11 protein-coding genes are annotated in these 12,807 nt (G+C 47.3%); 5 read left to right on the top strand and 6 right to left on the bottom strand.

The annotated features are described in order from the left end of the window. Nucleotides 1-25: 25 nt before the first annotated feature. A complete protein-coding gene (locus QUA16_RS19590; protein ID WP_333107087.1) occupies nucleotides 26-1,351 on the bottom strand; it encodes an FAD-dependent oxidoreductase in 1,326 nt (441 codons plus the stop codon). 8 nt (nucleotides 1,352-1,359) lie between these two features. Here QUA16_RS19590 and QUA16_RS19585 point away from each other — a divergent pair, with 8 nt between their 5' ends. The 3 genes from QUA16_RS19585 (at nucleotide 1,360) to QUA16_RS19575 (ending at nucleotide 4,537) form a co-directional block, all read left to right on the top strand. Then, nucleotides 1,360-1,590 (top strand): hypothetical protein, encoded by a 231-nt coding sequence (locus QUA16_RS19585; protein WP_333107088.1) that lies wholly within the window; start codon nucleotides 1,360-1,362, stop codon nucleotides 1,588-1,590. Further along, complete coding sequence (locus QUA16_RS19580) at nucleotides 1,581-2,972, top strand: glycoside hydrolase family 10 protein (protein WP_333107090.1); 1,392 nt, start codon at nucleotides 1,581-1,583, stop codon at nucleotides 2,970-2,972. The genes QUA16_RS19585 and QUA16_RS19580 overlap by 10 nt, the downstream gene beginning before the upstream one ends. 584 nt (nucleotides 2,973-3,556) lie before the next feature. Beyond that, nucleotides 3,557-4,537 carry an aldo/keto reductase gene (locus QUA16_RS19575; RefSeq protein ID WP_333107091.1) on the top strand — a complete coding sequence of 327 codons (981 nt, stop codon included), beginning with the start codon at nucleotides 3,557-3,559 and terminating at the stop codon, nucleotides 4,535-4,537. 208 nt (nucleotides 4,538-4,745) lie between these two features. Here QUA16_RS19575 and QUA16_RS19570 read toward each other — a convergent pair whose 3' ends face one another. The 5 genes from QUA16_RS19570 to QUA16_RS19550 form a co-directional block, all read right to left on the bottom strand. Beyond that, the gene (locus QUA16_RS19570) at nucleotides 4,746-5,963 is read right to left on the bottom strand and encodes a M20 family metallopeptidase (RefSeq protein WP_333107092.1); all 1,218 of its coding nucleotides are present in this window, start codon (nucleotides 5,961-5,963) and stop codon (nucleotides 4,746-4,748) included. A gap of 256 nt (nucleotides 5,964-6,219) precedes the next feature. Further along, the gene (gene bioD / locus QUA16_RS19565) at nucleotides 6,220-6,927 is read right to left on the bottom strand and encodes a dethiobiotin synthase (protein ID WP_333107093.1); all 708 of its coding nucleotides are present in this window, start codon (nucleotides 6,925-6,927) and stop codon (nucleotides 6,220-6,222) included. Between the two features lie 60 nt (nucleotides 6,928-6,987). Further along, nucleotides 6,988-8,673 carry a serine/threonine-protein kinase gene (locus QUA16_RS19560; RefSeq protein ID WP_333107094.1) on the bottom strand — a complete coding sequence of 562 codons (1,686 nt, stop codon included), beginning with the start codon at nucleotides 8,671-8,673 and terminating at the stop codon, nucleotides 6,988-6,990. Nucleotides 8,674-9,223: 550 nt separating this feature from the next. Further along, entirely contained in the window at nucleotides 9,224-9,682 is a 459-nt protein-coding gene (locus QUA16_RS19555) for a GatB/YqeY domain-containing protein (RefSeq protein WP_333036877.1), read from the bottom strand. 82 nt (nucleotides 9,683-9,764) lie between these two features. After that, nucleotides 9,765-9,971: a hypothetical protein gene (locus QUA16_RS19550; RefSeq protein WP_333107095.1), complete on the bottom strand. Its 207-nt coding sequence runs from the start codon at nucleotides 9,969-9,971 to the stop codon at nucleotides 9,765-9,767. Nucleotides 9,972-10,291: 320 nt separating this feature from the next. Between QUA16_RS19550 and QUA16_RS19545 the strand changes: the two genes are divergently transcribed. After that, on the top strand, nucleotides 10,292-11,284 hold the full coding sequence (locus tag QUA16_RS19545) for a ribose-phosphate pyrophosphokinase (RefSeq protein ID WP_333107096.1): 993 nt from the start codon (nucleotides 10,292-10,294) through the stop codon (nucleotides 11,282-11,284). A 433-nt stretch (nucleotides 11,285-11,717) separates the two neighbouring features. Next, nucleotides 11,718-12,437 carry a DUF3747 domain-containing protein gene (locus tag QUA16_RS19540; RefSeq protein ID WP_333107098.1) on the top strand — a complete coding sequence of 240 codons (720 nt, stop codon included), beginning with the start codon at nucleotides 11,718-11,720 and terminating at the stop codon, nucleotides 12,435-12,437. The last annotated feature ends 370 nt before the right edge of the window (nucleotides 12,438-12,807 follow it).

The following is a 12,807-nucleotide window of genomic DNA, read 5'->3' as shown; positions in this document are numbered from 1 at the left end:
GAACGGAAAATATCTGAATGTCTTGCTATTTGGTATTGCGGGTTTTGGGCAGATTGCTAAATTTTTGCATAAATTGGCGATCGATCCAATCTTTCCAATACCACAACAACCGTGATTCCCACATGAAATTGCCGCGAGATGCGATCGCCCTTTTATTCCCAGTACCAATTAACCCTAAGTATTGTTCCTGCGGTGCAAAGGGTTTCAGCGGTTTTTCCAATAAAAACTGCTGCAAATTTTCAAACAGCGGTTTGCCCTGACGCACGGCAAACACGCCTGCTTTTGGACGGGGATAATTAACCATCGCAGCGATATCGCCAGCCGCAAATACGTTGGGGTGAGAGACTGATTGCAGGCAATCGTTGACTTGCATAAAGCCGTTTGAGTCTGCTGCTAAACCGGATTCTCTTATCCAATTGGCTGCCGATGCTTGTGTCACCCAAAAAATGATCTCGCACTCTAATTCTAAACCTGATTTACAGGAAATTTTGGCATTGGGCATTGGGCATTGGGCATTGGGCATCGGGCATTCTTGATTATCTTCTATGTCAATCGTTTCTGGCTTTTCTATAGCACTAACTTTTTCCATTAAATGCAGTTTAATCCCACGACTAATCAAAATTTCTTTCAGGCGGCGACGCACCCGTTTGTTATGTCCCGGCATCAATTCAGCACCGCTATGAAACAAATGAATTTCTGATGATAAATTTTCTAAATTTTCTTCCCTCTTCCTTCTTCCCTCTTCCTTCTTCCCTCTTCCTTCTTCCTGACATCCGTTACATCCGTTACATCCGTTACAGAATCCGTTGCCGAACTTCCCTCTTCCTTCTTCCTTCCCCAATCGAAACTGCATATTTAATGCTAATTCTACGCCGCCGGCACCGCCGCCCACAATGGCAATTCGCAGCGGTTTTTCGGGATGGTTTTGCCTTTCGGAAATTAACTGATTCCAGCTAGCTAAAAACTCCGGTACGGGTTTAGCTGCAATTGCATATTCTGCCGCACCCGGTACAGATAAAGTCGCAGGAGTGCTGCCGATATCCACAGAAAGCACATCAAAATTAACCGGAGGGCGAGTTTGACAAATAACTAAATTTTTGTTAAGGTCGATCGCGATCGCCCGATCGATTAATATTTGACATCCGGCAAATTCAGCGAGCGATCGCAAATCGATGTGACATTCATCATAATCGTAAAACCCGGCAACGTGTCCCGGCAGCATCCCCGAATAAGGCGCGTGCAGCACATCGCTAATCAGAGTCAAACGCACACCGGGCAGCGGTTTGAGGCCGAACATTTTTAATACAATAGCATGACTGTGACCGCCGCCAATTAACACTAAATGTTTCACAATTACAGATGTTCGATCGAGATATTCCAGCACCGATATTGTACAGCACTTGCACTCCTTGGGCAGCACAGTCCGGTAAGGATAGCTGGCAGTGCGTAATTAATAATTTCCCAGGAGTTAGACAGAATGCTGTCACTTACCCTCTGTCTCAGAGATTATACGGAGCTCAGTTGCGATCGCATAACATCAATGCACCCATTTCAGTTAACCGATTCCACATTCAGGGCAAATGGCTGTAGACTGTAGAGCGAGCAAATTTTATCACCAAATTATGTCGGGGTGTGTTTCAATAGCTAACTCACCATTCAAAACTATGACATTACGCATCATTCCGCGCAGTTGGCAGCGATCGATTAAAACTCTTTTCCCGCTTCTGTTTGCCCTCTCATTCATTATAGTATTGCTGGCGAACCACTTCATTCCGGCGATCGCCCAGCAACCCCGCCAGGAAATTCGCGGCGTTTGGATGACGACAAACGACAAAGACATCCTCAGAGATCGTCGCAAACTAGGAGATGCTGTCAGCAAACTAAAACGGTTAAATTTCAACACAATCTATCCCGTTGTCTGGAATTCTGGCTATGCAATGTATCCCAGCAATGTAGCGCAGCAAAGAGACATTCAACCCTTTGTTTACAGAGGGTTAGAGGGACAAGATATGATCGGAGATTTGATAGCTCAAGCTCACCGCCAAGGCCTGCTAGTAATTCCTTGGTTTGAGTTTGGTTTCATGGCTCCTCCCACATCAGAATTAGCCTTAAATCATCCCGATTGGCTGACACAAAAACAGGACGGCAGCCAAACATCAATCGGTGCAGGTGGCGAAGTAGTTTGGCTCAATCCCTTTCATCCCGAAGTGCAGCAATTCATTACCGAACTCGTACTAGAAATCACCACTAAATATAAGGCCGACGGCATTCAATTTGACGACCACATGAGTTTGCCGTCTGAATTTGGTTACGATGAGTACACAGTTGCTTTGTATACCAAAGAAACAAAAAAAGCTCCGCCCAAAGATTTTCAAAACCCAGCATGGGTGCAATGGCGAGCCAATAAAATTACCGCTTTTATGTCCCAGTTAAATCAAGCCGTCAAAGCAGTAAAACCCCATGCCATTTTCTCAATTTCTCCCAATTACTACGAGTTTGCTTACAAACATCACCTACAAGATTGGCGGGCTTGGGTGCGTTTGGATATTGCCGACGAGCTAATCGTGCAAGTCTACCGTTCCAATCTAGAATCATTTGTAGACAAGCTTAACCGTCCAGAAATGCAAGAAGCACAGCAAAAAATTCCCACCGGAGTTGGGATTATGACAGGTTTGAGAAATAACCCAGTACCGATTCAGCAAATTAAATCTCAGGTGCAAGCCGTCCAAGAATACGGCTTAGGCGCCGCTTTCTTCTACTACGAAAGCTTGTGGGAATATGCACCAGAACCTATCGCAGTTCGACTTTCTCAATTTAGCGGTTTCTTCCCGTCTTCTGCATTCCGAACAGCGCTACAAATACCCAGACGCGCGGCGACTTTCCCTCCACCTGCGCCACCAAAACCAGACCCGAAAGCTAAGCCGGATCAACCTACCAAAAACAGCCCACCTTCGCCATCACCAACCACGTAAAAGAATTAAAGAGTCATCAGTCATTAGTAATTTTGTAGGGTGTGCCATTAGTCCGACAGTCCAACAGGGGTTTAAACCCCTGTCTCATAGCTGAAGTCGTCTTTAGACGACTGTAGCAATTCTATCAAAGCTGTTTTTGTATAGAGTTAGCGCCGAATATATAGCAATCCGATCTGAGTCTCACAACACCACGCCTTCTTGTCTTCCTAGACTTCTTATATAGCAAGACTTTCAGATTTTACATATCTAGAAAATCACTTAGGATTGCTATATGTGTAACTCTAATTTTCAAAATATAGCAATCCTCGCATCAGTTGTAAAAATATGTAGGGGTAGTGCTAAGAGTGCCTACCCCAGCCAAGGCGGGGCAACCACGGGGGGTTTGCCCCTACAAGAATTACACAAATCATTTAGGATTGCTATAGAGATTACTATTTCAGTCGGTTTTAACCGACTTATGCTATTAGACAGGGACTTGAGTCCCTGGCGGCCTGTGGCAGAATGAAACAGCTATACTGGGGGCTAGGGGATACCTAATTATGTTCCTATAAAATATCCGTATTACCAACAACTACCATCAAAAAATGCCAACTAACCAAAAAATTTTACTTCCAAAAATGGGCTGCGGCACTTGGGCTTGGGGCAACAGACTGCTTTGGGGCTACAATGAAAGCATGGACGAGGAATTGCAAGCAGTTTTCAATCTTTGTGTTAGTAACGGTGTCACTTTATTCGATACCGGCGACTCTTACGGAACTGGGAAATTAAATGGACGCAGCGAACAGCTTTTGGGTCAGTTTTCTCAACAATATCAAGGTGCAAATAAAGAGAGTATTTGTATTGCGACAAAACTGGCTGCTTATCCTTGGAGACTGACGCGACAATCAATGATATCGGCTGGCAAAGCCTCTGCGGCGCGCCTCGGAAAAAATGTAGATTTGGTGCAAATGCACTGGTCTACAGCCAATTATGCTCCTTGGCAAGAGGGGGCTCTTTTGGACGGTTTGGCTGACCTTTATGAGCAAGGATTGGTTAAGGGAGTGGGCTTGTCTAATTACGGGCCGAAACGGCTGAAATGGGTGCATCAAAGATTTAGCGATCGCCAAATTCCTATTGTTACTTTACAAGTGCAATATTCGCTACTTTCTACCTATCCGGTGACAGAACTCGGGTTGAAAGATGTTTGCGATGAATTGGGGATAAAATTGATTGCTTACAGCCCTCTAGCCTTGGGTTTGCTGACGGGTAAATATTCCGAAAACGGCTCTCTTCCTAAAGGTATCCGAGGTTTGGCGTGCAAGCAGCTACTTCCGGGAATGCGATCGCTTTTGGAATGTTTGCGAGAAATAGCGGCCTTCAGAAACAAGACTGTTTCGCAGGTAGCAATCAACTGGTGCATCTGCAAAGAAACTATTCCGATTCCGGGGGCGAAATCTGCGACACAGGCGAGGGATAATATTGGCGCTTTGGGCTGGGAGTTAGACTCAGGGGAGATTGCCGAATTGGATAAGGCGGCGGCGAGTGTAGATAAAAAAATGGTGCAGAATATCTTTCAAACTCGGTAAAAAGACTCTCGCGTGGGGTGGGGGCGGGTTTATTTAAGCTGTCTGCATTCTTTAAATCTTTTGGTGAACCCGCCCCTACAGTTTTTTGACTGCGGGTGCAAGAGATCGAATTAAATAGATATGATTGCTGTAGGGGCGGGTTTTACAAACTATCATTGCCTAAAATCAATAATCTCATAAACCCGCCCCCACCGGATGACACAATCTTTCATTGATTCACACAAAAATTTTCCACACACCGCACAAACATTTCTACACCCATCCCCAGCGCAGTTTCATCAAAATCAAAACGCGGGTGATGGTGCGGGTAAGCCAAGTTTTTCTCTGGATTTGCCGAACCCAAAAAGAAATAGCAACCGGGGACTTCTTGCAAAAAGAACGACATATCCTCGCCGCCCATTGTTTGACATTCTGGAACGATTCCCGCCGGAGTTTCTACAACTGCTTCTGCCACGTCGCGCACCAATTCAGCTATTCTTGAATCATTAATAACTGGCGGATAAAGCGCACAATAATCTAATTGGTAATTTGCCCCGTGACTCTGACAAATTCCGGCAATTACTTGCTCGATTCGCTGTGCAAAATAACCTTGATATGCAGGATTGAAATAGCGCACCGTGCCAGCGATTTGAGCGGTGTCGGCAATGACGTTGTGGGTGTGGCCTGCCTGGAATTTGCCGACAGTTACTACCGCTGAGTCGATCGGGTCAATGTTCCGCGCGACAATTGCCTGCAAAGCGCTGACAATTTGGGCTGTAACTACGATCGAGTCCACAGTCTGATGTGGCATTGCGCCGTGTCCACCTTTGCCAAAAATGGTGCAGTCAAAAACTTCGACAGCCGCCATCAGCGCGCCACTGCGGACGCCTACAGTGCCTAAAGGTAGATTGTTCCACAAATGCAAGCCGACGATCGCATCAACATCAGGATTCTTCAAAACTCCCGCTTCAATCATCGGTTTTGCCCCTCCTGGCCCTTCTTCGGCGGGCTGAAAGATAAATTTTACCTTACCCGAAAAACTGTGTTTGTGCTTTGCGAGATAACAGACAGTACCGAGGGCGATCGCAGTGTGGCCGTCGTGGCCGCAAGCGTGCATAATTCCATCATGCTGCGATCGATAATCCACCTCATTTTCTTCTTGAATAGGCAAAGCATCCATATCCGCCCGAATTGCCAAAACCCGCCCCGGTTTGCCGCTGTCTATAGTGGCGACAATACCAGTTTTAGCAATATTAGTTTCATGCTCAATTCCCCATTCCTGCAACTTTTGTGAGATAAACTGCGCCGTTAAATTTTCATCAAAACTCAACTCCGGGTTTTGGTGCAAAAGGCGACGCCATTCGACTAGCTGAGGCTGCAAATTTCTAATCTCCAGCCGCAATTGAGATAAATCGACAGAGGTTAAATTTGGTAAAGTAGAAACCATGTTTTATTCTCCTTTTTTTTGATGAGGTTTTAGATTTAATCACTTAATAAATGGTAATCACTAATTATAGCAACCCTGAAGAATTTGTGAAACTCTCTCGGCTCTTTCTCTGTGCTCTCTGCGCTCTCTGCGGTTAAAAGAAAATCTTCTTCAATCCTATCTGAGTTGTGCAGGAGATTTTTTTTTAATGAACCGCAGAGGACGCAGAGTACGCAGAGGAAGAGAAGAATGAGAAAGAGAGGTGTTGAGAATAGGGTTATTTAGAAGTCTGAGGAACTAAATTAACCCCTGGCAGTAACTGTTCTAAATCTAAATCTGAAGCAATTTTAGCTAATTTAGCAAGGTCAGTCGGGTCATCTAAATGGGGCAAAATACCCAACACAGGTATTTGAGTCAGCGACTGGATCAAATCAACGGGCGCTAAATCGGCAATTTCTTGTTCAGAATAAGCTTTAACGCAATTGAGCACAATTCCTCTCAGCTTAAAACCAGTGTGTCTGGCGAGAGCCACATTCGCCACAGCTTGCCCGATGGCCCCCAACCTCACAGGTACTACCAAAACCCCCCTCAGCCGCCAATCCCTGGCAATATCTGCCACAGTCAGTTCCCGCGTTACAGGTGAGCCCAGCCCTCCCAAAGCTTCCACCAACACAAAATCCTTGCGTTCAGAGAGGCTTTGCCACGCCGTCCAGACCTTTTCGAGTTCGATACGTCTCCCCTCCCGTTCGGCGGCAATTGGTGGTGCTAGAGGCGCATCAAAGTGCAGCGGATTGAGTTCTTCGGGGGATTGGTCGAGGGAAAACAAACGGGTGTAGAGTTCGCGATCGCCCGTTCCCGTTTGCATGAGCTTCATAAGTCCCAAACTGCGATCGGGAAAATACATTTGCCAATAAGCAGCCAGAGCGCTGGTCAAAACAGTTTTGCCCGCGTCGGTATCAGTTCCAGCAATTAGCAGCGAGTTCATTGACAAATAGCTAACAAGTAATTGGCCTCCACATCAGTCTAGGGGAATTTTGCCAGAAGTTTAGAGTTCCGGCGATGGTGCGCGTGTGGGTGCAGGTTCCGGCGAAGGTGCGGGAGTTGGTGCAGGTTCCGGCGAAGGCGCTGGTGTTGGGGCAGGTTCCGGCGAAGGCGCTGGTGTTGGGGCAGGTTCCGGCGAAGGCGCTGGTGTTGGGGCAGGTTCCGGCGACGGCGCGGGTGTTGGTGCGGGAGTCGGTTTGGGTGTCGGAGTTGGCGCGGGCGTCGGTTTGGGTGTCGGTTTGGGCGCGGGAGTTGGTGCGGGCGTCGGTTTGGGTGTCGGAGTTGGCGCGGGCGTCGGTTTGGGTGTCGGAGTTGGCGCTGGGCTTGGTTCCGGCAAAGGTTCTGGGCTTGGTTCCGGCAAAGGTTCTGGGCTTGGTTCCGGCAAAGGTTCTGGGCTTGGTTCTGGCAAAGGTGCTGGGCTTGGTTCTGGCAAAGGTTCTGGGCTTGGGGTTGGCAAAGGTTCTGGGCTTGGGGTTGGCAAAGGTTGCGGGGTTTGGGTTGGCAAAGGTAACGGGTTTGGTATCGGAGTTAGTGTCGGCGTGGGACTTGTAAGTGCTGGCGCAGTCGGAGTGGGTTTGGGGCGCGAATTGTTGAGAAATGAGCCGACTAAAGCCCAGGAACCAAAGCCCGTCAAGATTACTAAACCGGCCAGCAGTCCGATCGCAGCAATGGGATTGTCCCAAAAAGAGCCGCCAGCAGGCTCAATTAACGGATCTGGCTGGTTTTTTTGCGGGTGGGAACTCTGGGCGGCGGGATCTGGCGGCCTGCCCACGGCCACCGTTGCTATTAGCGAAGGGTTTGTCGGTACCACTGCTGGCGCGGGCGGTACAGTTGGCTGGCTAGGTTTAGGATTAGTTTGGCCGTCGAGTGCTTGGGCGACTTCGCTGACAGATTGATATCGATCGCCGGGAGACCGGCTCAACATCCGATTGAGCACCAAAGCCAAACCCGTGCTCACCTGCGCTTGCTGCTGCCAATTCCACTGCAGCGTTGTTTGATCGAGCAATTCCTGCGGTTCTTTGCCTGTCAGCAGGACGATCGCCGTTACAGCTAAAGCGTAGAGGTCGCTGCTGGCAGTTGCCCGCCCGCTTTGCAACTGTTCCATCGGCGCGTAGCCGATTTTACCGACAGTTGTCGCGTGGGCTGTTCCTTCGGGAGACTGGACTTTGGTGGCGAGTTCCTTCACCACTCCAAAGTCAATCAGCACTGGCAACTGGTCGTTTTCCCGCCGAATTATATTTTCTGGGGAGATATCGCGGTGGATGATGCCGCGGGCGTGGATGTGAGCGAGTACCGGCAGCATTTGCCGGATAAATACCAAGACTTCGGCTTCGGTGAAGGTGCGACCATTTGAAGTTCGATCGAGCAACAGTTCGCGGTAAGTCATCCCTTCCACGTAATCCTGCACTAAAAACAAACGCTGGTTCTCTTCAAATATTGCCCGAAACTGGGGAATTTGTGGGTGCCCAATTTGGTAAAGTATTGCCGCCTCTCTTTGAAACAATTCCTTCGATTTTTCCAAAACGTATGGCCCGCTTTGCACCGGAATCAATTCCTTCAGGGCGCAGCGTTCTTGAAACCGTCCCAAATCTTCTACTAAATAAGTCCGGCCAAATCCTCCTTGACCTAAAATATTCACCAAGCGGTAGCGGTTTTGTAGGAGAGTTCCAATAGCAATAGGTGGCTGCATAAGTTTAAGTAGAAACTGTTAAAAAATAGACGATCGCTCACAGACTTAGTAATGCTAGGTCTTGAATGCTCTTGAGCATACTTCACTATCTGTAGTCCCCAGTCCCGACCAAAGTTAGTATTTTACATTTTTTTGACATTCTTGGACGCAATGATGGTCAGAAACCGGGTTTTTTCACGAAAATACAGAGGTTGTAACCCGCATATCCGATCGAAAACCCGGTTTCTGCGTCAATATCTCAAGGGAGAAATGCACGATGTTTCGTAGAAACCGGGTTTTTTGGCCTTAGCCCTAATAAATTGTCGCCCCCCGGCCTAAGCCATACATCTTTATAAAGCTTGAGATTATTTATGGGAGATGTCTACTGACTACTGTCAACTGCCAACTGTCAAATGCCAACTGTCAACTGTCTACTGCCAACTGACTACTGCCAACTGACTACTGACTACTGACTACTGACTACTGACTACTGCCAACTGACTACTGCCAACTGACTACTGACTACTGACTACTGACTACTGACTACTGACTACTGACTACTGACTACTGACTACTGACTAAGCTTTGCTTTCACCATGTCTTGAATTCTGTTACCGTCTGCTTTGCCCTTAAGCTGCTGCATTGCCTTACCCATCACCTTGCCCATATCTTTTGCAGAAGTAGCGCCAACCGAGGCAATCACTTCGTCAACGACTTGACTCACCTCTTCGTCTGACATTTGCGGTGGCAAATACTCTTCAACAATTGCTAACTCCGCTTCTTCTTGTGCCACTAAATCTTCGCGGCCACCTTTGCGGTATTGTTCGATCGAATCCCGGCGCTGTTTGGCTATTTGCATCAAAATTTCCATTTCTTGAGCTTCTGTCAGCGTTTCTTGCCCGGAGGGACGGAGGCTGACTTCTTTTTCGAGAATAAATTTCTTGATGCCGCGAACTGTTTCCAAGCGAACTTTGTCCTTGGACTTCATGGCTGCTTTGATTTCTGCGTCAATGCGTTCTCTTAAGCTCATCGATTTCTACCTTGCTTTGCCCGATATCAAAAATCTGAAGTATGCTTCCGATTCTTAACTTTTTTTACAGTATTTTTCAAGTTTATTGCCTGTTGGTGGCATTTTTATCGCATTGAACCCGGATGCCTTCGGCTTTCGACTGAATTTTGGGTGGCTGCGTTTGCAGCCTCGCCCCCAAATTGACTCTCGCCAGAACTTTTAGGCGCAGGGGCACAAGTGCGATCGTACTTCTGCCAGTACAGAGTTCGCTAGAACCCACATTCCACACCCTGGGGGTGTCACACAGCATAATTACGCAGAATGCTCTATCTTTACAGTAATAAATTATGCCATTAAAAAGTAATTTATCCGTTAATCTACGGTATTCAAGTATAATTTATAGTTTTATTGCTGGATAAAAATAAGTAAAAACCGATTGTGACCGTTGAGGGTGCCGAAAGTGGGCTAGAAACCCGGTTTCTCGGAGGTATTTCTGCAAGTCCTATTCAATTCGGCTAACTTCACACTTGTGGTCGCCCCGAATGTTAAATCTATTAAAAAATTGGCTGAATATTTCTAGTTTCAGATGGTAAGATAGCGATGGAATAAACGTCCTGCAAGAGGCCTGCTGTGATCCGTTCTGCTACTTTACCGCTTCCGCTTCCCGAGCCGCCGGTTTCCGCTCATGACCGTCTGCGGCTGTTCTCCGGTTCTGCTAATATTCCCCTCGCCCAAGAGGTGGCTCGCTATCTGGGGATTGATTTGGGGCCGATGGTTCGCAAGCGGTTTGCTGATGGGGAACTCTACGTTCAAATTCAAGAATCGATTCGGGGTTGCGATGTTTACTTGATTCAGCCAACTTGCTGTCCGGTAAACGATCGCCTCATGGAATTGTTAATTATGATCGATGCTTGTCGCCGCGCTTCGGCTAGACAAATTACTGCTGTCATTCCCTATTACGGATATGCTAGGGCTGACCGCAAAACGGCCGGAAGAGAGTCGATTACGGCAAAATTAGTGGCTAATTTGATTACGGAAGCTGGGGCAGGTCGCGTTTTGGCGATGGATTTGCACTCAGCTCAGATACAAGGTTATTTTGACATTCCTTTCGATCACGTTTACGGTTCGCCGGTGCTTTTGGATTATCTGGCGAGCAAGCAATTGACGGATATTGTTGTGGTTTCGCCGGATGTTGGCGGAGTCGCTAGGGCGAGAGCTTTTGCCAAAAAGCTTGGTGATGCTCCCCTGGCAATTATTGACAAGCGCCGCCAAGCTCACAACGTGGCAGAAGTGATGAACCTCATCGGTGATGTCAGGGGCAAAACTGCTGTGTTGGTGGACGACATGATCGATACTGCAGGCACCATTTCTGAAGGTGCGAGATTGTTGCGCCGCGAGGGTGCGAGGCAGGTTTATGCTTGTGCTACTCATGCGGTGTTTTCGCCTCCGGCGATCGAGCGTTTGTCTAGCGGGATTTTGGAAGAGGTAATTGTTACGAATACAATTCCTGTGCCGGAAGAGAACCGTTTTGAGCAGTTGACGGTGCTTTCGGTAGCGAATTTGCTCGGAGAAACTATTTGGCGGATTCACGAAGATAGTTCTGTAAGTAGTATGTTCCGCTAGACAGGAAAGGCGCTTTTTGAATGTTTGTTTTAGGGTGCGTTAACAAGAGTGTAACGCACCGTTTTTTTGCCCAAGAGTGCGATCGTTTCCCGCCAGTAATCAGCCCATGCCCATCTAAATTTTACTGTCAAGTCCCATCAAATTCTTGTGGAGTGGGCGTCCCGCCCGCCCGGAAAATACAATTTAGATGCCCAACTGCTTATCCAGTTCCTCGGTAAAATAACGGTTATAAGTTTGTAGTAAGGACTCAAGTCCTCATAAAATTCGCTCGGACTTTAGTTCTCACTACGAACCAATGTGACGATCGCCGATCGATCGCACTTGGTACCACCGGAACAAGAGATGGTAAAATTCTATCTTGTTGTTGGAAGAGGGCGACTTTTTTATATTCTAGATAAGTCTCATCACCATAAGGAGCCAATAGGGAAAAATCATGAAACATTCACTTGTACGAACCGTGGCCGCACTGGCAGGTACAGCAATTTTAACACTGGGCGCGATCGGTTCGGCTAAAGCATTTACTTTTGACGAAACCGAAATTAACCAAGACCGAGTAATTGTCATCGCCCAACCCCGCCCTTACGGCGGCTACCAATTGCTAATTGTAGAACAAGTATCTGACAAGCGAAAATGCTGGAGCGAAAGCGGCTCTAATCCCGTGAAAGTCGATCCGTTATTAGTTACTTTTGATTTTACCGGTATTTGTGGCCGCGCAACTGACAGCAACGGCTTTTCAATTCGTATGGCGGGCACCGATTTAGCATTAAAATACACCCTAAGCTTGGAAATTGTTGATGGCAATGTTCTTCTAATGGGAACTCCGGTAGATTACCAAGGTAAATCGGTGATTATCGGTCGCACAAATGGCGATGTTAACGACTTCATGAAAATCACTCTCGATCCTGCTTGGCACTTGACTAAAAGAGCTTACCAAGGCCGCACATTAGGTCACTTTTATTTCACTACCACTCAACCCGCACCGGAAGAAATTGGCAATACCGGAGGCAATACCGAAGCAATACCGCAGCCAATACCGCAGCCAATACCAATACCAACACCGCAGCCAATACCGCAGCCAATACCGCAGCCAATACCAATACCAATACCGCAGCCAATACCGCAGCCAATACCGCAGGAAATACCAATACCGTAGGCAATACTGGCTTTTCTACCATTCGGAGATAGCTACCGATGATATCTACGCTTCGGAAATTAAAGAAGCTGTGGGCTTTGGGTTTGTAGCCCTGTTTTCTCAAAATAATACTTTGCGGCAGCAACTTGCTGTTACCAGAGAGCAATTGGTATCTTTAGTTGGGGAATATTTGAAATGAATACAAGGTGCTAATATCACATTTCCTAGCCATATTTCTATCCGTCCATTTAGCGAAGTTGATATTTCCCGCTGGAGTGCCGGAAAAGTTCTATTTGCGCGAGACAACAAGATAGTTAGGATCGCGAATTAAATAACTTACAATTTTAATTGTTATTGTGGGATGGGCGTCCCGCCCGTCCTTTTTGGACGG

This window comes from Microcoleus sp. S13_C3, from assembly GCF_036700905.1.
Taxonomy (GTDB): Bacteria; Cyanobacteriota; Cyanobacteriia; order Cyanobacteriales; family Microcoleaceae; genus Microcoleus.
This window is presented reverse-complemented; position numbering and strand designations above follow the sequence as displayed.